The sequence below is a fragment of the Microcella sp. genome, from assembly GCF_019739195.1.
Lineage (GTDB): Bacteria > Actinomycetota > Actinomycetes > Actinomycetales > Microbacteriaceae > Microcella.
Genome location: NZ_JAHHDS010000003.1, coordinates 1,790,530 through 1,809,074 on the forward strand (window position 1 = coordinate 1,790,530; position 18,545 = coordinate 1,809,074).

At 69.7% G+C, this 18,545-nt stretch carries 21 protein-coding genes; 12 read left to right on the top strand and 9 right to left on the bottom strand.

The window, feature by feature from the left end; genetic code table 11:
• Positions 1-21 precede the first annotated feature (21 nt).
• Genes KL788_RS10475 through resB form a run of 4 tightly spaced genes read left to right on the top strand, consistent with a single transcriptional unit; the run spans position 22 to position 3,617 of the window.
• Positions 22-654: a histidine phosphatase family protein gene (locus KL788_RS10475; RefSeq protein WP_293171133.1), complete on the top strand. Its 633-nt coding sequence runs from the start codon at positions 22-24 to the stop codon at positions 652-654.
• 14 nt (positions 655-668) lie between these two features.
• Complete coding sequence (locus KL788_RS10480; protein ID WP_293171136.1) at positions 669-1,259, top strand: TlpA family protein disulfide reductase; 591 nt, start codon at positions 669-671, stop codon at positions 1,257-1,259.
• Positions 1,256-2,020, top strand: coding sequence for a cytochrome c biogenesis CcdA family protein (locus tag KL788_RS10485; protein ID WP_293171139.1), 765 nt, complete (start codon positions 1,256-1,258; stop codon positions 2,018-2,020). The genes KL788_RS10480 and KL788_RS10485 overlap by 4 nt, the downstream gene beginning before the upstream one ends.
• The gene (gene resB, locus KL788_RS10490; protein WP_293171142.1) at positions 1,998-3,617 is read left to right on the top strand and encodes a cytochrome c biogenesis protein ResB; all 1,620 of its coding nucleotides are present in this window, start codon (positions 1,998-2,000) and stop codon (positions 3,615-3,617) included. The genes KL788_RS10485 and resB overlap by 23 nt, the downstream gene beginning before the upstream one ends.
• 32 nt (positions 3,618-3,649) lie before the next feature.
• Here the strand turns inward: resB and KL788_RS10495 are convergent, their stop codons facing one another.
• Entirely contained in the window at positions 3,650-4,381 is a 732-nt protein-coding gene (locus KL788_RS10495; RefSeq protein WP_293171145.1) for a DsbA family protein, read from the bottom strand.
• Positions 4,382-4,488: 107 nt separating this feature from the next.
• On the opposite strand from KL788_RS10495, the gene ccsB reads away from it, so the two are divergent.
• Together ccsB and KL788_RS10505 are read left to right on the top strand one after the other, a co-directional pair.
• Complete coding sequence (ccsB, locus tag KL788_RS10500; RefSeq protein ID WP_293171148.1) at positions 4,489-5,451, top strand: c-type cytochrome biogenesis protein CcsB; 963 nt, start codon at positions 4,489-4,491, stop codon at positions 5,449-5,451.
• A gap of 114 nt (positions 5,452-5,565) precedes the next feature.
• The gene (locus KL788_RS10505; RefSeq protein WP_293171151.1) at positions 5,566-6,006 is read left to right on the top strand and encodes a peptidoglycan-binding domain-containing protein; all 441 of its coding nucleotides are present in this window, start codon (positions 5,566-5,568) and stop codon (positions 6,004-6,006) included.
• A 135-nt stretch (positions 6,007-6,141) separates the two neighbouring features.
• Here KL788_RS10505 and KL788_RS10510 read toward each other — a convergent pair whose 3' ends face one another.
• Both KL788_RS10510 and KL788_RS10515 read right to left on the bottom strand, forming a co-directional pair.
• Positions 6,142-6,744 carry a hypothetical protein gene (locus KL788_RS10510; protein WP_293171154.1) on the bottom strand — a complete coding sequence of 201 codons (603 nt, stop codon included), beginning with the start codon at positions 6,742-6,744 and terminating at the stop codon, positions 6,142-6,144.
• 80 nt (positions 6,745-6,824) lie between these two features.
• Complete coding sequence (locus KL788_RS10515; protein WP_293171157.1) at positions 6,825-7,829, bottom strand: o-succinylbenzoate synthase; 1,005 nt, start codon at positions 7,827-7,829, stop codon at positions 6,825-6,827.
• Positions 7,830-7,950: 121 nt separating this feature from the next.
• Between KL788_RS10515 and KL788_RS10520 the strand changes: the two genes are divergently transcribed.
• The gene (locus tag KL788_RS10520; protein WP_293171160.1) at positions 7,951-8,865 is read left to right on the top strand and encodes a 1,4-dihydroxy-2-naphthoyl-CoA synthase; all 915 of its coding nucleotides are present in this window, start codon (positions 7,951-7,953) and stop codon (positions 8,863-8,865) included.
• Between the two features lie 105 nt (positions 8,866-8,970).
• On the opposite strand, the gene KL788_RS10525 is transcribed toward KL788_RS10520, so the two are convergent.
• Complete coding sequence (locus KL788_RS10525; protein WP_293171163.1) at positions 8,971-9,594, bottom strand: TetR/AcrR family transcriptional regulator; 624 nt, start codon at positions 9,592-9,594, stop codon at positions 8,971-8,973.
• 80 nt (positions 9,595-9,674) lie between these two features.
• On the opposite strand from KL788_RS10525, the gene KL788_RS10530 reads away from it, so the two are divergent.
• The 3 genes from KL788_RS10530 (at position 9,675) to KL788_RS10540 (ending at position 12,952) form a co-directional block, all read left to right on the top strand.
• Positions 9,675-10,706, top strand: coding sequence for a serine hydrolase domain-containing protein (locus KL788_RS10530; protein ID WP_293171167.1), 1,032 nt, complete (start codon positions 9,675-9,677; stop codon positions 10,704-10,706).
• Positions 10,707-10,824: 118 nt separating this feature from the next.
• Positions 10,825-11,964, top strand: a complete 1,140-nt coding sequence (locus tag KL788_RS10535) for an AMP-binding protein (protein ID WP_293171170.1) — start codon at positions 10,825-10,827, stop codon at positions 11,962-11,964.
• Positions 11,965-11,974: 10 nt separating this feature from the next.
• Positions 11,975-12,952, top strand: coding sequence for a 1,4-dihydroxy-2-naphthoate polyprenyltransferase (locus tag KL788_RS10540; protein WP_293171173.1), 978 nt, complete (start codon positions 11,975-11,977; stop codon positions 12,950-12,952).
• Here KL788_RS10540 and KL788_RS10545 read toward each other — a convergent pair.
• From KL788_RS10545 to KL788_RS10565, 5 genes are all read right to left on the bottom strand, one after another.
• Positions 12,949-14,076, bottom strand: coding sequence for a sensor histidine kinase (locus KL788_RS10545; protein WP_293171176.1), 1,128 nt, complete (start codon positions 14,074-14,076; stop codon positions 12,949-12,951). The genes KL788_RS10540 and KL788_RS10545 overlap by 4 nt on opposite strands.
• Positions 14,073-14,822: a response regulator transcription factor gene (locus KL788_RS10550; RefSeq protein WP_293171178.1), complete on the bottom strand. Its 750-nt coding sequence runs from the start codon at positions 14,820-14,822 to the stop codon at positions 14,073-14,075. Before KL788_RS10550 ends, KL788_RS10545 begins: the two co-directional genes overlap by 4 nt.
• The gene (locus tag KL788_RS10555) at positions 14,815-15,558 is read right to left on the bottom strand and encodes a cytochrome c biogenesis CcdA family protein (protein WP_293171180.1); all 744 of its coding nucleotides are present in this window, start codon (positions 15,556-15,558) and stop codon (positions 14,815-14,817) included. The genes KL788_RS10550 and KL788_RS10555 overlap by 8 nt, the downstream gene beginning before the upstream one ends.
• A gap of 9 nt (positions 15,559-15,567) precedes the next feature.
• Positions 15,568-16,044: a thioredoxin family protein gene (locus tag KL788_RS10560; RefSeq protein ID WP_293171182.1), complete on the bottom strand. Its 477-nt coding sequence runs from the start codon at positions 16,042-16,044 to the stop codon at positions 15,568-15,570.
• Positions 16,045-16,154: 110 nt separating this feature from the next.
• A complete protein-coding gene (locus KL788_RS10565) occupies positions 16,155-16,451 on the bottom strand; it encodes a DUF4229 domain-containing protein (RefSeq protein ID WP_293171184.1) in 297 nt (98 codons plus the stop codon).
• A 60-nt stretch (positions 16,452-16,511) separates the two neighbouring features.
• On the opposite strand from KL788_RS10565, the gene KL788_RS10570 reads away from it, so the two are divergent.
• Positions 16,512-16,868 (top strand): PLD nuclease N-terminal domain-containing protein, encoded by a 357-nt coding sequence (locus KL788_RS10570; RefSeq protein WP_293171186.1) that lies wholly within the window; start codon positions 16,512-16,514, stop codon positions 16,866-16,868.
• Complete coding sequence (gene menD, locus KL788_RS10575) at positions 16,840-18,531, top strand: 2-succinyl-5-enolpyruvyl-6-hydroxy-3-cyclohexene-1-carboxylic-acid synthase (protein ID WP_293171188.1); 1,692 nt, start codon at positions 16,840-16,842, stop codon at positions 18,529-18,531. Before KL788_RS10570 ends, menD begins: the two co-directional genes overlap by 29 nt.
• Positions 18,532-18,545 lie beyond the last annotated feature (14 nt).

Sequence of the window (18,545 nt, forward strand, 5' to 3'; positions counted from 1 at the left end):
TGCGAACTCTAGACTGAAAGCATGCCCGCCGACCTGGTTCACCTCGTGCGCCACGGCGAGGTGCACAACCCCGATCGTGTGCTCTACGGGCGACTGCCGCACTTCGGGCTCAGTGACCTCGGGCACCGCATGGCTGCCGCGTCTGTGTCGCTGCTGGCGGGGCATCCGGTCACCGCGCTCTATGCCAGCCCGCTGCAGCGCGCGCAGGAATCGGCGGCGCCCTGGGCGGAGGGTTTCGGGCTCGACGTGCGCACCGAACCGCGCATCATCGAGCCGACCAACCGCTTCGAGGGCAAGCGCATGAACGGCCGCACTCTCTCTGACCCTCGCAACTGGCACTTGCTGCGCAACCCGCGGCTGCCGAGCTGGGGCGAGCCCTTCGCCGACATCGCAGCACGGATGCTCTCCGCCATGACCGATGCCCGCGCGTCTGTCGACTCGGGTGAGGTGGTCATGGTCAGCCACCAGTTGCCCATCTGGATGGCGCACCGCGCTCTCGCCGGAGAGCCCCTGCATCACGACCCCCGCAAGCGCCGTTGCTCGCTCTCGAGCGTCACGAGCTTCACCTGGGCCGACGGCCGCTTCACTGAGACCGACTATCAGCAGCCGAGTGCAGACTTGATCGCAGAGTCGACCGACCTGGGAGCAGTGTGAACCACCGAACCGCCGTGCGCCGCGCGAGCGCCCTCGCCCTCGCCGCGGCCGTGATCGTTCTCGCCGGCTGCACCTCGAGCGATCCGCTCGCGCAGCAGTATCGCGACGGCACCGGCCAGGGCTACATCTCGGGCGACGGCGCCTACACCGTCATCGCCGCGGCCGACCGGGGTGAGCCCGTCGAGTTCGCGGGGCTCATCGAGAACGGCGACTCGGTCTCGAGCGACGACTATCTCGGCGACGTGCTCGTCGTGAACTTCTGGTACGCCGGATGCCCTCCGTGCCGCCTCGAAGCCGCCGACCTCGAAGAGCTCTCGCAGCGGTTCGCCGCCGACGGCGTTAGCTTTCTCGGAGTCAACATCTACGACCAGGCGCCGACCGCCCTGTCATTCGCCAACGAGTTCGGCGTGACCTACCCCTCGATCCTCGACGTCAATGACGGGTCTGTGCGCCTCGCCTTCGCGGGCCAGGTCGCACCCAACGCCGTGCCGACGACTCTCGTGCTCGACCAGCAGGGCAGGGTTGCCGCGCGCATCTCGGGGCTGCTCACAGAGCCGAGCGTGTTGCGGTCGATGATCACCGACGTGCTCGCCGAAGCGCAGTGATCACGCTCGCGGCCGCCGTCAACCCGATCGGTGAGATCGTGCTGAGTGGCAACCTGCTGCTCGCGTTGCCGATCGCGCTCGCCGCGGGGTTTCTCGCGTTCGCCTCGCCGTGCGTGCTGCCGCTCGTTCCGGGCTACCTCGCCTACATCGGCGGTTTCACGCGTGCTGAAGAATTCGAGAAGGGCCGCGGCCGGCTGTTGCTCGGGGTTGCGCTCTTCGTGCTCGGGTTCACCGCGGTCTTCGTCAGCTTCTCGATCGTCTTCGCCACGGCCGGTCTGCTGCTGCTGCCGTGGCTCGACCTCATCACGCGCATCGCGGGCGTCATCGTCATCGTCATGGGGCTCGTCTTCATCGGGCAGGTGAGCTTTCTGCAGCGCACGCTCACGCCGAGCATCACGACGACCACGGGTCTCGCCGGGGCACCTCTGCTCGGCATCGTCTTCGGCCTCGGCTGGGCGCCGTGCATCGGCCCGACGCTCATCGCGGTGAACGCGCTTGTGCTCGGCGAGGGCGACCTCGGGCGGGCGGCCCTCATCGGCACGGCCTACAGCCTCGGTCTCGGCGTGCCGTTCTTGCTCGTCGCCCTCGGCTTCCGGTGGGTCGCCGGGGCGACGGCGTGGCTCAAGCGCAATATTCGCGTCATCAACATCATCGGCGGCGCGCTTCTCATCGTCATCGGCCTCATGATGGTGACCGGTCTCTGGCAACTGTTCGTCTCGAGCCTTTCGGCGGTGATCGGTGGAACCGTTACGCCCCTCTGACTTTCACGACAGCACTGAGCCTGACAAGAACGAGCCCGCGACGCGCTCGACGATCGCCCAGCCGAAGCTCGATGCGGCGGGCTGGTTGCGCTTCGCCTGGCGCCAACTCACGAGCATGCGCACAGCGCTCGTGCTACTGCTGCTGCTCGCGGTCGCCGCGATTCCCGGCTCGCTCGTGCCGCAGCGCTCGGCCGACCCCAATGGCGTCGTGCAGTTCGAGCGCGACAACCCCGACCTCTTCCCGGTGCTCGACGCCCTGCAGGTCTTCGACACCTACACCTCGGTGTGGTTCTCGTCGATCTACCTGCTGCTGTTCGTGTCGCTCATCGGCTGCATCATCCCGCGTACTCAGCATCACGCGAAGGCGCTGCGCGCGCGACCCCCGGCCACTCCGGCACGCCTCGACCGGCTCGTCGGGCACACCGAGCGGAGAGCATCCGTCGATATCGAGACGGCGCTCGCCGAAGCGCGCACGCTGCTGCGTAAACAGCGCTTCCGCGTCGAGCGCTACGGCGACTCTCTCAGCGCCGAGCGCGGCTACCTGCGCGAGACCGGCAACCTGGTTTTTCACATGGCGCTCGTCGGCATTCTCGCCACGATCGGTCTCGCGGGTGGATTCGGCTACAACGGCCAGCGCGTCATCGTGCAGGGGCAGACGTTCACGAACCAGCTCACGAGCTACGACTCGTTCAGCCCCGGCCGCTTCTTCGACGAGACCCGGCTCGACCCGTTCTCGCTCAGACTCGACGACTTCGAGGCGGTCTACGACCTCGACACCACGACCGGGCGACCGATTCCGCTCGACTTCACCGCGTCGGTGACGGTCACCGAGAACGGCGAATCCCGTGCCGAGACCGTGCGGGTGAATGAGCCGCTACCGGTCGGCGCCACGAACGCCTACCTGCTCGGCAACGGATTCGCGCCCTGGATCACCGTCTTCGATGGCGAGGGCACAGCGGTGTTCAGTCAGCCCGTGCCGTTCTTGCCGCAAGACGCCAACCTGACGAGTCTGGGCGTCGTCAAGGTGCCCGACGGGCTCGACGAGCAGCTCGGCATGATCGGCTTCTTCTACCCTTCAGCCGTCGCGCTCGACTCGGGGGCCCTGAGCTCGATCTTTCCCGAGCCCGACAACCCCGTGCTGACGCTCAACGTCTTCGAAGGCGACCTCGGCCTCGACGAGGGGGTGCCGCGCAACGCCTACTCGCTCAACACCGACGACCTCGACCAGATCACCGGAGGCGACACGGGCGTCGACTCGATCGTGCTGCAGCTCGGCGAGAGCGCCGAGCTGCCTGACGGGCGGGGCAGCGTCGAGTTCACGCGCCTGCCGCGCTTCGTGAGCCTCGATATCCACCATGACCCGACGCAGGCGGGCGTGCTCATCTCGTCGCTGCTCGTGCTCGCCGGGCTGCTGACGAGCCTGTTCGTGCCGCGGCGTCGACTGTGGGTCGTGGCAACGGCCGACGGCGAAGGGGTGCGGTTGCAGTACGCGGGCCTCGCGCGTGGTGATGATGCCGGGCTCGAGCGCGCGGTGGGCGAACTCGCCGACCGGCACGTCGAGCTGCTCGCCCGACCGCAGCAGCCGGCGACTCGCTAGCCGTCGGTCGCCCGCGACCGCTCTTGGCTGGTCTACTCGCCGAGAGCCTGAGCGACCAGAGCGGCCAGGTCGTCGAGCGAGGCGATCGCCGCCTGCTCTCCGTCGATGAAGAAGCTCGGGGTGCCCTGCAAGCCCAGGCCCATTGCGTCGGCGTTGTCGCGCGACACGCGCTCGAGCGTGGCCGGGTCGGCGACCGCGGCGTCGTACGCCGCCATGTCAAGACCGAGGTCTTCTGCCAGGCCGCGGAACACGTCGGCTTGCGAGCCGCTGCCGGGGCTCCACTGCTGCTGCGTCGCGAAGAGGGCCCGGTACATCTCGGCGGCAGCACCCTGGGCAGCGGCGGCTTCGAAGGCCACGGCCGAGTCGACGGCGTGGGGGTGGATGCTCGTGAGCGGGAAGTTGCGAATGACCACGGCCACGTCGTCACCGTAGGTGTCGATGATCGAGCCGACGCTGCCCGCCGCAACGGCGCACGCGGGGCACTGGAAGTCGAGGAACTCGACGATGGTCACCGCAGAATCGGCTGAGCCGTTGATGTAGTGCGAATCGGCGCGCTGCACCTCGGCCTGACCCTCGGGGGTGACGTCAGGAAGAGCATCCGTCTGCGCGCCTCCGCCGAGGCTCGTGACGACGATGAGGGCGATCGCCGCGACGAAAGCGAGGGCGACGCCGATGGCGATGAACTGTGCCGTGCGGGGCGACATCGGCTTCTTGACGGGCTTCTTCTTGGACGACGGCGCACTGGGCGCGGCAGAACGACTCATGGTTCCATTCTGACCCGGTCTGCTCGGCGCACCCCAGGGTCGAAGGGCCCGACTGTCGCTGAGGGGCGAGCCGCGCTCTCAGATTTCGACCGTACGATGAAGGCCTGATGGAAAACCTCGTCTCACTCTCGCTCGTCGCCGTCTACTCGGCCATGGGCGTGTACACGGTCTCGTTCATTCTCTTCACGCTCGATCTCGCGAAGCGTTCGGCCGAACGACCCGTGCCCGCGGCTGTCGTGCAGACGTCGGCCGCCGCTGGCGGGGGCGCGACCACCGCCGTGCTCGAGGCACCCGAGGTCGCACCGGCAGAGCCGTCGAACGGCGCCACGCGATACCAGCGGGCCGCCTTCGCCCTCGCCGTTCTGGGCTTCGCCCTGCACCTCGGCGCCACGGTCTTGCGCGGCGTCGCCGCCGAGCGAGTGCCGTGGGCCAACATGTTCGAGTTCGGCCTCACCGCCACGGCCATGGGCATGGGCGTCTTCTTGCTCGTGCAGTTCTGGAAAGACGTGCGCTACCTCGGCGCCTACATCACGGGCTTCACCCTTCTGTCGCTCGGCATCGTGACCGTCAACTTCTACGTCGACGTCGTGCCGCTGCCGCCCGCTCTGCAGTCGGCCTGGCTCGTCATCCACGTGCTCGTCGCGACTCTTGCTACCGCGTTCTTCGCGATCGGCGCGGGGCTCTCGATCATGCAGCTGCTGCGCTCGCAGCGCGAGGTGCGCAAGGTCAACGGCCTGCGCTTTCTCGACACGCTGCCCGGCGCTGCGACGCTCGAGTCGCTCGCCTACCGGCTCAACGTCGTGGGCTTCGTGTTCTGGACCTTCACGCTCATCGCCGGAGCCATCTGGGCTGAGCGCGCCTGGGGCCGCTATTGGGGCTGGGACACCAAGGAGGTCTGGACCTTCATCATCTGGACCCTCTTCGCCGGCTACATCCACGCTCGTGCGACGCGCGGTTGGCGCGGCGACCGCTCGGCGTGGCTGGCGATCATCGGGTTCTCGGCCGTCATCTTCAACTACACGATCGTCAACATCGCCTTCACCGGGTTGCACTCCTATTCGGGCCTGTAGCGCAAGGCGCGAGACCCTCTCACCTCGTTGCACCGTTGTGCTACCGTGACGCCACGATGCCCGGAGTCATCGTCGACCATGGCAATGCGCGGGCCCGACATCGAGGAGTAGTCCATGGCGAAGATCGACGACGACGAGGCGGCCAAGAAGGCCCGTAGCGACGCGGCCCGCAAGGCGGGCATCCAGGCTCGCAATGACAAGGCGTTCGCCGAGGCGAAAGCGGCCCGCGAGAAGAAGGCCGAAGCTGCCGAGAAGGCTGAAGCAGCAGCGACGTCTGCCGCCAGCGCCCCCAAGGCGTCGCTCGTCGTGGACGGCGAGTGGGGCCCGGCGACGACGAAGGCGCTGCAGACCGTGCTCGGCGTGACCGTCGATGGCAAGTTCGGCCCCGCCTCGACCAAGGCCCTGCAGAAGAAGCTCGGCGTCACCGCCGACGGCGTCTTCGGCCCGCAGAGCAAGAAGGCGCTGCAGACGCACCTCAAGGTCACGGCCGATGGCGCGGTCGGTCCGCAGACCGTCAAGGCGCTGCAGACGCGACTGAACGCCGGCACCTTCTAGGCGCGACCCACGGCTCTCGACGGCGGCGCTCCCCACCTCGGGGGCGCCGCCGTCGACGTGTTCCTCCGCCGCCTCGGGCTCCACCCCGGGAAGGACAGTGCTGGCGAAGCGGCAGAAGTCTGGGGGCGCCCGGCGTCAGCCCGCGCGGGCGAGCACGATGGGCGTGCGGCCCGTCGCCGTCTCGAACTGCAGCACCGGGGCATCGGGGTCGCTGCAGTCGTAGGGGGTGTCGTTGATGGGGTCGCTCGAGATGAACGATCCGAGAATGTCTGAGCCGTCTTGCACCGCGCCGTTGATCGTGAGGGTTGCCGCGAGGTTGTTGTCACCCACGGTTGTCGTGATCACACCTTCTGACGCCGTGTAGGTGCCGCCGAGTGTTCCGGTGGTGACGCCCTGGCCTTCCAGACCCGCGACCTCGAGACTCAACGTGAACTCCGGGGTCCAGCGGTAGTCGGTCGCGGTGAAGCTCAGGCCGGCCTGGCCTTCGGCGGTGAACGTGATGCCCTCGGTCTCTGACGCGACCGCGTCGTAGAAGCTCTGCATCTGCTCTTGCGTCAGCACCCAGTCGCCGATCAGGCACGCGGGGTCGAGCGGGTCGGCCGGAGGCGCCTCGGTCTCGACACCTTCGCCAGAGCTGGAGGCATCGGGGTCGACGTCAGCCTCGGTGCTGCCGCCCGTCGAGCAGCCGGCGAGAACGAGCAGGGCGACAGCGGTGAGGGCGAGTGATGCGCGGCGCATGGTGGCTCCTTCGACGGGCGAGCGGGCGAACACTTCGAGGGTATCGCCGCCTCCGGGTCGCGCGCGTGAGCAGTTTCTGCCTAGTCCGCTTCTGCCGAGTCGGCGAGCAGGGCCAGGCATCGAGCAAGCCGCGCACGCCACCACGCTGTGCGTTCGGCGTCGGCGGAGAGCCTCGTGAGAGCATCCGCATCGGCGGCGACGCGGCTGACCGCGATCGCACCGTCGACGGGTCGCAGCGGCCGGGCGACGACGTCGTCGGCGAGCAATGCGGCCGTGCCGAGCCCGCAGTCGAAGTCGAGAGTCGGCAGGCGTGCGGCGAGCTCGGCGCCCATCGCGAGGCCGATGCTCGTGTCGAGGGCGCTGGAGACCACCGCGGGCAGGCCCGATTCGGCCACGATCGTGAGCGCGCGGTCGATGCCGCCGAGCGGAGCGACCTTGATGACGAGCAGGTCGGCGGCCCCCGCACGCGCGACGGCGAGGGGGTCTGCGGCCTTGCGCACGCTCTCGTCGGCGGCGACGAGCACATCAATGCGGTGGATGCGCCGCCGCAGTTCGGCGAGCTCGGGCACACTCGCGCACGGCTGCTCGACGTACTCGAGGTCGAACTGCTCGAGGGCGCGCACGGCGTGCTCAGCCTCGTCGACGGTCCACGCGCCGTTCGCGTCGAGTCGGATGCGGCCGGCAGGCCCGAGCAGGCGCCGGGTCTCGCGCACGCGGGCGATGTCGTCGGCGAGCGTCTCGCCCGGTTCGCCCACCTTGATCTTCACGGTGCGGCAGTCGCCGAACAGGCTGAGGGTGTGCGCGATGCGGTCGAGCGGAACGGCTGGCAGTGTTGCATTGACAGGGATGCTCGCTCTCACGGCGGGCACCGTCGAGTCGCGCCAGCCGAAGTCGAGGGCCGCGGCAAGCCAGGTGCTGGCTTCGTCATCGGCGTATTCGACGAAAGGACTGAACTCGCTCCATCCGCTCGGGCCGTCGAGCAGCACAGCCTCGCGGCGGTCCACGCCGCGGAACCGCGTCACGAGCGGAACACTCACCACGTGGGCGCGGCCCAGCACGTCGTCGAGCTCGGGCAGAGCATCCATGCCCCCAGTCTGTCGGTTCTTGTTCGCAACTCATGCGGAACCGACCGATGTGCGGTGTTTTTCGCGCACAACTCCCGCGACAGCCTGAGTTGCGAACAGGGCGCGCGCGTAGGCTGGCGGCATGGCCGAGCCGTTTGTGTCTGAGACCTTTGACGCCGCACGCTGGGTGGTCGCGCCCGGCTTCGAGAATCTCACCGACCTCACGTACCACCTCGACACGAGTGGCCGGATCGCCCGCATCGCGTTCGATCGGCCCGAGGTGCGCAACGCCTTCCGTCCGCACACGGTCGATGAGCTGTACCGGGCGCTCGATGACGCGCGCCAGAACCCGCAGGTGGGCGTCGTGCTGCTGACAGGCAATGGCCCGAGCGCGAAAGACGGCGGGTGGGCGTTCTGTTCGGGGGGCGATCAGCGCATCCGGGGGCGCGGCGGGTACCAGTACGCGGAAGGGGAGACGGCCGAGACGGTCGAGCCGGGGCGCGCGAGTCGCCTCCACATCCTCGAGGTTCAGCGCCTTATCCGCTTCATGCCGAAGGTCGTGATCGCCGTCGTTCCCGGCTGGGCGGCCGGCGGCGGGCACTCGCTGCACGTCGTGTGCGACCTGACGATCGCGAGCCGCGAGCACGCGCGCTTCAAGCAGACCGACGCCGACGTGGGCTCGTTCGACGCGGGTTACGGCAGCGCCTACCTCGCGAAGCAGGTCGGGCAGAAGGTGGCGCGCGAGATCTTCTTTCTCGCCCGTGAGTACGACGCGCAGCGCGCCTACGAGATGGGCACGGTCAACGCCGTCGTGCCGCACGATTCGCTCGAGTCGACGGCGCTCGACTGGGCCGAGACGATTCTCACGAAGAGCCCGACGGCCATTCGCATGCTCAAGTACGCCATGAACCTGACCGACGACGGAATGGTCGGCCAGCAGCTCTTCGCGGGCGAGGCCACGCGGCTCGCCTATGGCACTGACGAGGCCGTCGAGGGTCGCGACAGCTTCCTCGAGAAGCGCGCGCCCGACTGGTCGCCGTTTCCCTGGCAGTACTGAGCGGGGGATGCTGACCTCCGGTCTGACCAGTTCCAGATTCGCTCCAAAAGGGCTGAACAGTGAAGCCTGAACGCCGGTTTGCCCCAGATCTGGGGCAAAATGGCGCTAGGCCTCGAGGCCTGCGCCCACGCGGTCGAGCACCCCGGCGATGAGCATCTCGCGCGCGGCGGGGTCGGGCACGAAATCGCGCAGGATTACCGCGAGGCCGTGCGCACTCGCCTGCGCGAGCATCATGCGGCTCGCCACGCGGCTCTCGTCGACTGCGCCAGGCGGCTCGAGTTCGAGCACGATGTCGCGCACGAGGTCGGCCGCATTCGGGTCGTCGGGCCGATCGGGCGGTGTCGTCATGGGCATCGACACGAGCGAGAACAGCTGCGGCTCTGCGAGCGCGAAGGCGATGTACGACTCTCCGACCTCGCGCAGCCGGTCGATCGGCGGGTGCCCGACAGCCGCGGCGAGCCGGGCGAACATGTCGCGCGCCATGATCTCGCGCGCCCGCTGGGCGACGGCCGCGATGAGGTGATCGCCGCTCGGAAAGTGCCGGTAGACGGCCGCCGCGCTCACGCCGCACGCTGCCGCGATGCGCCGCACCGTGACGCCTTCGAGCGCTTCGGCCCGAGCCAAAGCTTCGCCGGCGTCGACGAGCGCCTCGCGCAGGGCGCCGTGGTGGTACGCGGTGCGTTCCGGGCGAGACCGCGCTGACCCCGCAGCCTTCCGCGCACTCGACATGTTGACAGTGTACACATGAGTGCGCTAGACATGACCTGCCGATGTTAACGGCGATAACACCAGCCGAGAGGAACCCGCGCATGGCGACACGAGAGCAGCGCATCCACCGCCTGATCGAGAAGAGCGCGGCCGACCGCCGTACCGGCGAGGTGCTGTGGCGCGTCGTTACCCCCGACGGTGCGCTCGACGTCGCGCACGGCGATCTCGACCGGCCGTTCTTCGTCGCAAGCGTGAGCAAGCTCTTCACGGTCGTGTGCCTCGCCCAGCTGCGCGACGAGGGCACGCTCGACTGGGATGCTCCGATCGCGAGCTACCTGACCGACCTCGACCTCAGCGACCTTGCCGTTGACAGCGGCCGCGACGTCAGCGCCGAGATCACCGTGCGCGAGGTCATGGGCCACACGGCGGGTCTCGCCGACTACTTCGAAGGCAAGCGCCCCGACGGCCCGACAACACTTGAGCGCGCCATGCAGAGCGACTTCGGCTGGGGCGAGGCCGAGGTCATCGAGTGGACCCGCGCGATGGCCCCCGCCCGCCGCGGCCGCGGCCTCTACAGCGACACCGGGTTCCAGCTGCTCGACGGCGTCGTCGAGCGCCTCGACGGGCGCACGTTTGCCGATTCGGTGCGCGCGCGCATCACGGCTCCCCTCGGTCTCGACCACACCTACGTGTTCACTACTGACACGCTCGACCGCTTCGACGAGATGGCGGTGATCCGGCACAGCGATCGCGAACTCCGTCTGCCGCTGTTGCTCGCCTCATGCGGAGGTCAGGGTGCCGTGGTCTCAACCCTCCGCGACGGGGTCGCCTTCGTACAAGCGTTCTTCGACGGCCGACTGTTCGACGCGGCCCTCCTCGACGAGATGCTCACCGACTGGCACCGCATCTTCTCACCGCTCGAGTACGGCACGGGTGTCATGCGCTTTCGCTTACCGGCCGTGCTCACGGGCTTTCGCTCGTTCGAGTTTCAGGGGCACTCCGGCGCCTCCGGGGTGGTCTTCTATCGGGATGCTCGCAGCGGCGTCATCGTCGTCGGCACGGTCAACCAGCTCGCGCAGCGGCAGTTGCCCTACCAGTTGATGATCCGCACGGCCGCGGTCGCAGCATCCTGAGCCCCCGACGCTCCCCGAGGCCCAGATCTGGGCCAACAGGGCGTATCACCCCCGGGATAGCGCCCCTTTGCCCCAGATCTGAAAAGGGGGGCGCAGGTGGGCGGGGTAGCGTGAGCGCGTGACTCGTCCGCTCGCCGTCGTCGACACTGCTGATCCGCTCGCGTGCCTGGTGGCACTGCGCGAGGCGCTGAGCGGCGACGGCCCCGCCGTGCTGTTCCGCGGCGGGGGAGTCAACCCTGTGCACACGGCCCCGCTCACAGTCGAGAAGCGCATCGCGCTCGTCGTCGAGACGAGCGGAACGACCGGCCGACCCAAGCGCGTGGCGCTGAGCGCCGACGCCGTGCTCGCCAGTGCGGCCGCGACCGAGAGTGCGCTCGGCGGCCCTGGGCAGTGGCTGCTCGCGCTGCCGGTGCAGTACATCGCGGGCAGCAACGTGCTCGCACGCTCGCTCGCCGCGGGTACGACACCGATGCCCGTGCCGCCCGGCAGGCTGACCGCCGAACGCGTGATCGGGGCCGTCGCCGCCATGGAGGCCTCCGCACCGCACTACACCGCCCTGGTGCCCGCGCAGTTGAGCCGCCTCGTCGACGAGGCTGAGGCAGACGACCACCTGCGGCGCGCGCTCGCGGGTTTCGACCGCATCCTCGTGGGCGGGCAGGCCACCCCCGCACCGCTCGTCGAGCGGGCCACCGCGCTCGGCTGGCACCTCACGCGCACTTACGGCTCGAGCGAGACCTGCGGCGGCGTCGTCTACGACGGTGTGCCGGTCGGTCAGGCGCAGGTTCGCATCGTCGACGGCCGCGTCGAGCTGGGCGGGCCGACGCTCGCCGAGTACTACCTCGATGACCCCGAGCGCACCGCGGCCACCTTCGTCGAGCACGACGAGGCGCGCTGGTACCGCACTGATGATGCCGGTGAGCTCGAGAACGGCGTGCTGCGCATCACCGGGCGCCTTGACGACACGATCGTGACGGGCGGCCTCAAGGTGCGCCTCGGCGACGTCGAGCGCATCGTGCGCGAGCAGCCCGGGCTCGCCGACGCCGTCGTCATCGCGGGCCACGACCCCGAGTGGGGCGAGGTGCCCGTGGTCGTCACGACGGCGAGGCCCGCGCTCGCCGACCTTCGCCGAGCTGTCGGTGCCGTGCTGCCTCCCGAGGCGCGTCCCGATCGCATTCTGACGGTGGATGCTCTCCCTCTGCTGCCGAGCGGCAAGCCCGACCGGCTCGCGCTGACTCGCCGCGTGACTCAGGGTCACTAAACTCACGCTCGTGGCCACGACGAAGAAGGCGCGCGCGAAGAAGCCCGCCAACAAGAAGACCAAGCGCACCAACCCCGCGAAGTCGACCGCGGCATCCGGCAACCCAGCCAAGGTGCAGAAGGCGACCGCCCGCGACTGGATCGCCGGCGCGCGACTGCGCACGCTGAGCCTCGCGATCTCGCCGGTGGCGATGGGTACCGCCGTGGCGTACTACACGCTCGGGTACAACCTCGCGATCGCGCTGCTGTGCCTCGGCGTCGCGATGTTTCTGCAGATCGGCGTCAACTACGCCAACGACTACAGCGATGGCGTGCGGGGCACCGATGCCTACCGCGTCGGTCCGAGCCGCCTGACGGGCTCGGGGGCTGCGAAGCCCCGCACGGTGCTGACCGTCGCCCTCGTCTTTTTCGCGCTCGCTGCGGCGGCGGGCATCGCGATCGTGGTGCTTACCGGCATCTGGTGGTTGCTCGCGGTGGGAGCGGTCGCTCTTGTCGCGGCCTGGTTCTACACGGGCGGCAAGCGGCCCTACGGCTATGCGGGGCTCGGCGAGCTCGTCGCCTTCGTCTTCTTCGGGCTCGTCGCGACCGTCGGCACGACCTACGTCATGATCGAGCAGGCGCCGCTCGAGTCGATTCTCGCGGGCGTCATCGCCGGGTTCTTCGCGGCGGCGATTCTGCTCGTCAACAACATCCGTGATCGCGAGCAGGATGCCCGGGTCGGCAAGAAGACGCTGGCCGTGCGCATCGGCGACCTTCCGTCGCGCATTGTCTTCACTGTGTTGCTCGCGGGCGTCTACGGTGTGCTCGTGCCCTTCGCGCTGCTGTTCGAGTGGGCGCCTCTCGTCTACTTCACCCTGCTCATTTCGGCGCCGGTCGCGCTCATCGTGCTGCTGGCGCGCACGCCGGGCGAGCTCGTGCTCGCGCTCAAGCTCACGTCGCTCGGCGCTCTGCTCACCGGGCTCGGGCTCGCGGCGGCGATCGCCTTCTAGGCGGGCAGCGGCAAGAGCACCGAGACCTCGAGGCCGGGGTCGACGGTGCGGGCGCGCACCTCGCCGCCGTGGGCTTCGACGATCGCGTGGGTGATCGCCAGACCGAGCCCGGCGCCGCCCGCGATGCTGACGCGAGGGCTCGTGCGTGCGGTGCTGCCGCGCCACCCGGCCGTGCCCAGGTGCTGCAGGTCGTCGGCGTCGACGCCGGGGCCCTCGTCGCGCACGACCACTGCGGCGCGCCCCTCGACGGCCCCGACGGTCACGGTGACCTCGGCACCGGCCGGCGAGTGCTCGATCGCGTTCACGAGCACGTTGATGAGGGCACGGCTGAGCTCGCGCGAATCGACCTCGACCGTCACGCCCTGACTCTCGCCGAAGCGCACTCGCACGTCGTGCCGGGCCGCGAGCTCGGTGTAGTCGGCGACGACATCGCTCGCAAGGTCGGTCAGTGAGACGCGCTCGGGCGTGATCGCGAGCGTGCCCGCGTCGATGCGCGAGAGGGCGAAGAGGTCGTCGATGAGCGAGTGCAGCCGGGTGACGTGGCCGCCGAGTTGGCGGGCGTGACGCTGCGGGTCGGGCGACATGCCGTCTTCGAGCGTCTCGGCGATGGCGCGGATGCTCGCGAGCGGCGCCAGCAGGTCGTGCGCGATGCGCGCGACGAGGTCTCGGCGAGCCTGCTCTGCGCGCACCGACGCCTCTCGGGCCGAGCGCAGTCGCGCGCTCGACTCCACCAGCTCACCCTGCACCGCGTGCAGTTCGGCGGTCGTGCGCGGGGCCGGCAGCACCGCCTCGCCGGCACCGAGTCGTCGGGCGTCGCGGCCCAGGTGGCGGGCATCCCGTGACAGCGTCGTCGCCAGCAGCACCGCCATGACGACCGAGACCACGCCGCTCGCGGCGGTCACCGCGAGCGCCACCGCCGTGTCGTCGTCGGAGATGTACATGCCGCTCGCCGTGAGTGCGATGCCGCCGGCGACGGCGGCGACCGCGGCCGCGACGATGACGACCACGTGCACGATCAGGGGGGCCCGGCGGGCGAGCCGCAGCAGCACCGCGGCGATCAGCCCGGCGACGAGCGCAGAGCCCGCCGAGGTTGCGATGATCTGCAGGTAGTCCATGCCGGTCATCGCGGCACCGCCGGCGACGTCAGGGCGGCCGAGCTGAGTCGGTAGCCGACCCCCCACACGGTCTGGATGATCTCCGGAGCCCCCGGGTCGGCTTCGAGCTTCTCGCGCAGGCGTCGAACGTGCACGGTGATGGTCGAGACGTCGCCCACCGTCCACCCCCAGACGTCGGCGAGCAACTGTTCTCGCGTGATGGTGCGGTCAGGCCGCCGCACGAGGTAGTCGAGCAGGTCGTACTCGCGAGCGGTGAGGGCCAGTGCTCGGGTGTCGAGCCGCGCCTCGCGACGTGCCGCGTCAACCCGAAGGCGACCGAGGGCGACCTCGCCCGTCGGCTCGGGCCCCGGGCTCGCGCGCCGCATGAGACCTTCGGCCCGCAGCACGAGCTCGCGCGGCGAGAAGGGCTTGGCGAGGTAGTCGTCGGCACCCGCCTCAAGCCCCTCGATACGGTGCTCGGGCTCGCCGAGCGCCGTGAGCATGATGATCGGCACGGCCGAGGTCTCACGTAGTCGACGCGCCACGGTCAGGCCGTCGACGCCGGGAATCATGCGGTCGAGCACGACGAGGTCGGGCGGTCGCGCACTCGCGAGCTCGAGCGCCGTGACCGAGTCAGGCGCCACATCGACAACGCTACCGGCGGCGGTGAGGTAGGCCGCCGCGATCTCGAGCAACGTCGGATCGTCGTCGACCACGAGCACCCGTCGACCGTCGAGCGGTCGATCAGCGGCGCCCGTGTGCGACGCGTCAGCCACCGCGCAGCACGCCTTCGAGGTCGGCGATCGGGTCGTACCAGCCCAGGTCGAGGATGAGTGTCTGCAGCGCCTTGTCGGCCCCGATGATCACGACGATGCCGACGATGATGAAGAGCACGCCCATCGACCGCCTGAACCAGCCGCGAGGGTCGGCGAGCCAGCCGAGACGCCGCGCGGCGGTGCGCCCGGCCAGCGCGATGAGCAGCAGCGGCACCGCGAGGCCGATCGCGTAGAGCGTGACGTAGAGCAGGCCTTCGGCGAACGAGACGGGCAGCACCGTCGCGACGATGAGCGCGTACGTTGGGCTGCAGCTGCTGAACACTGGTCCGAGTGCGGCGCCCGTCAACACGTCGCCCCAGACCGACTGCCGCTGCACCGACGAGTCGAGCACCTTGTTGCTGCGGGTGCCGAGCCCGAGGCGCGTCGAGAGCGACTCCCACAGCGCCGGGAACAGCAGGTTGATGCCGAGCAGAATGACGATGACGCCCGAGATGATCTGCCAGACCTGCGTCGGCACTCCGAGCAGCGCCGTCGTCGCCTTGAGCAGCAGCGTGAAGGCGATGACGCTCACCGCGAGTGACGCGGCGATGACGAACGGGCGCCAGCGCGCCCGGCGTGAATCCTCGCCGTCGGCCACGATCGAGCCGCCGACGATGACCGGCAGCAGCGGCAGCACGCACGGCGCAGCGACCGTGAGCACGCCCGCGGCCAGGCTGACGAAGATCAGGCCTTCCACGCCGGCGACCTAGGGTGCCGCGGCGAGCAGCGCCGCGAGTGTCGTGTCGTCGTAGAGCACGCCCTTGGCCAGGGCGTCGCCCTCGTCATCGACGTAGACGATCGTGGTCTGCAGGGTCACGCCGTAGCGCTGCCGCAGCTCGGTCGCCGTGTCGAAGTCGACTTTGAAGACCGTGAAGTTGTCGGGAATCTGGTTGGCGAGAATGTCTTCTTCGAGCGCACGGCACTTCGGGCACCACGAGGCGTGGAAGAACAGCACCTTGGTGCCGGCTGTCTCGGCGATCGCACCGTCGTAGTACTCGACGTAGTCGCCGGGCTGCACGGCCGGCTCAGCCTCAACGGGCATCTCGTCGGTCGGAGTCGGGTCGGGCGTCGTCGGCGCAGAGACAACAGGAGGTGTTTGCGCTGCGTCCGGGCCCCCGCCCGTCGCGCACCCCGCCAGCAGCATGGTGGCCGCAATGGCGGCGATGAGTGTCATGTTGCGCATTCCCCGCACCTCTCGTTGTTTCTGGCCGACGATGCCCGACCGATGACTTGACTGTAGGTGCGGGCAACGGCCGCGCACAGGGCGAGACGATTACAGATTCTTACGGCTCGTCAGCTCTCGGCCGAGTCGCTGCGCACTGCGGCGTCTTCGGCATCAGCATCCGGATCGATCGAGGGTCGGGCGCGACGGGAGGCCAGATCGAGTGCGACGGCATCACGCAACCGCCCCAAGAAGATGTACGACAGGGTGAGCGCAATGATGGCGGCGACCAGCGTGACGACCACGATGGCGGCGAACCCGACCACATCCACCGAGGCGAGCGGCGTCGGCAGAACGAGGTAGAGCACGGTGAAGGCCGCGGCGAAGACGCCGAGGCGCACCAGCGTGTACTGAATCCAGGGGCTCACGACTGCAGTCTACGAGGCCCTTCTCGGGGCCTGCCCAGACCCCCGGCGTAGACTGCGAGCATGACCAGGTTCCTCATCGTGCTGCTCGTGATTGCCATTGCGTTCACGATTTACACGTTCGTGGACGTGCTGCTCACCGAGCGTTCGCGCGTGCGGGCGTTTCCGAAAGCGCTGTGGGCGTTCGTGGTCGTCTTGTTGCCGGTCATCGGCGGCCTGCTCTGGCTGTTCGTCGGCAAGGCGCGGCGCACGGCCGGCTCGATGGCCCGCCCCGTCGCCCCCGACGATGACCCCAGCTTTCTCAGCACCCTGAGCAGTGACGAGATAACGAGGCGCGCCGAGCAAGACGAACGACTGCGTCGGCTCGAGCAAGAGCTCGCCGATCTCGACGATGACACCCCCGCCGACCCCGAGCGCTGAGACCGCCTCGCCGGCCAGCGCGGCGGCGGGCGCACTGCTCGATGAGCTCGTGCGGCGCGGTGTCGCCGACATCGTGCTGAGCCCCGGCTCTCGTTCGCAGGCTCTCGCGCTCACGGCCGCCGCGCTCGCTCGCACGGGTGCCGTCTCGCTGCACGTGCGCATCGACGAGCGCGTCGCCGGGTTCACCGCGCTCGGCCTTGCTGTCGAGAGCGGGCGCCCGGTCGCGATCATCTGCACCTCGGGCACGGCCGTCGCCAATCTGCACCCCGCGGTGCTCGAGGCGCACCACAGCGGGGTCGGCATCATCGTGCTCAGCGCCGACCGGCCCGCTGAACTGCGCGGCATCGGCGCGAACCAGACCACGCAGCAGCCGGGCATCTTCGGCGACCTCGTGCGTGCCGACTGGGATGTTCCGGCGCCCACCGGCGCCCCCGGCGAGCTCGACGACGCGCGCGAGCTCGCGGTGCTGGCCGTGCGCGCCAGCCTTGACGGGCCCGTGCACGTCAATCTCGCCTACCGCGAGCCCCTGAGCGGGCCGATCTCGATCGACACGGGCCTCGCGCTCGGCGAACCGCCCGTGAGTGACGCGGTCGCGGCTACCGTGCTCGATCTCCACCCAGACGACGCCACGGTCGTCATCGCGGGCCACGGCGCCGGCCCCCGCGCCGAACAGCTGGCCGTCGATCTCGGAGCCCCCCTCATCGCCGAGGTGTCGAGCGGCGCGCGCTTCGGCCGCCACGCCGTCGTCGCCTACCGCGACGTGCTGCGCGGGCCGCACGGCGAGGCCGTCGGGCGGGCCATCGTGCTCGGGCACCCGACGCTCAGCCGTGAGGTGCCGCAGCTGCTCGAACGCGGCGACGTCGACGTCATCGTCGTGCGCACGCCGGGGGTCGAAGACTACAACCCCGGGCGCCGCGCCCGCGTCGTCGACGACGTGCGCGTGCTGGGCACCCCCGACCCCGCGGTTGTGCGGCGCTGGGTGGGCGGCTGGGTGAGCATGTCGCGCGCCGTGCTCGAGAGCGACGCACCCGATGACCCCGCTCCCGACCTGTCGCTCGCGGTGTCGAGCGACCGCGGCGTGCGCGCCGCCTTCGCGCAGGCCGAGCTCGCCGTTCTTCGCGCCCCGATCGACCGGCGGATGCTCGCGCGGGCTCTGTGGGCATCCACCTGGCCGCACGATCGCCTGGTGCTGGCAGCGTCGCGCCTCATCCGCGTCGCCGACGCGATCGTGCCCGGCAAAGCCATCAGGGTGCATGCCAATCGGGGGCTCGCGGGCATCGACGGCACCATCTCGACCGCGACGGGCATCGCGCTCGCCGCGGCGCGCGACGGCTCGACGGGCACGACGCGAGTGCTCGCGGGTGACCTCGCGGTGCTGCACGATGCGGGGGCCTTGCTCGTGCCCCTGCCGGAGGGCATCCGCCTGCACGTCATCGTCGGCAACGACGGTGGCGGCACGATCTTCGATGCCCTCGAGGTGGCGCAGACCGCCGACCCCGACGATTTCGCCACCGTCATGCGCACGCCGCACCGCGCCGACTTCGCGTCGCTCGCCGCGGCGGGCGGCTGGGCCTATCGCCGCGCAACCACCCGCGCCGAGCTCGACGACGCGCTGACCGCCCCTGAGTCTCTGCTGCTCGTCGAGGTGCCGCTCGAGCCGTGAGAACAGCGGCGGGT

Coding starts and splice junctions, on each gene's coding strand:
- KL788_RS10475 (WP_293171133.1), top strand. CDS start 22: ATGCCCGCCGACCTGGTTCACCTCGTGCGCCACGGCGAGGTGCACAAC.
- KL788_RS10495 (WP_293171145.1), bottom strand. CDS start 4,381: ATGAGTCGTTCTGCCGCGCCCAGTGCGCCGTCGTCCAAGAAGAAGCCC.
- ccsB (WP_293171148.1), top strand. CDS start 4,489: ATGGAAAACCTCGTCTCACTCTCGCTCGTCGCCGTCTACTCGGCCATG.
- KL788_RS10505 (WP_293171151.1), top strand. CDS start 5,566: ATGGCGAAGATCGACGACGACGAGGCGGCCAAGAAGGCCCGTAGCGAC.
- KL788_RS10510 (WP_293171154.1), bottom strand. CDS start 6,744: ATGCGCCGCGCATCACTCGCCCTCACCGCTGTCGCCCTGCTCGTTCTC.
- KL788_RS10515 (WP_293171157.1), bottom strand. CDS start 7,829: ATGGATGCTCTGCCCGAGCTCGACGACGTGCTGGGCCGCGCCCACGTG.
- KL788_RS10520 (WP_293171160.1), top strand. CDS start 7,951: ATGGCCGAGCCGTTTGTGTCTGAGACCTTTGACGCCGCACGCTGGGTG.
- KL788_RS10525 (WP_293171163.1), bottom strand. CDS start 9,594: ATGTCGAGTGCGCGGAAGGCTGCGGGGTCAGCGCGGTCTCGCCCGGAA.
- KL788_RS10530 (WP_293171167.1), top strand. CDS start 9,675: ATGGCGACACGAGAGCAGCGCATCCACCGCCTGATCGAGAAGAGCGCG.
- KL788_RS10545 (WP_293171176.1), bottom strand. CDS start 14,076: ATGACCGGCATGGACTACCTGCAGATCATCGCAACCTCGGCGGGCTCT.
- KL788_RS10560 (WP_293171182.1), bottom strand. CDS start 16,044: ATGCGCAACATGACACTCATCGCCGCCATTGCGGCCACCATGCTGCTG.
- KL788_RS10570 (WP_293171186.1), top strand. CDS start 16,512: ATGACCAGGTTCCTCATCGTGCTGCTCGTGATTGCCATTGCGTTCACG.
- menD (WP_293171188.1), top strand. CDS start 16,840: ATGACACCCCCGCCGACCCCGAGCGCTGAGACCGCCTCGCCGGCCAGC.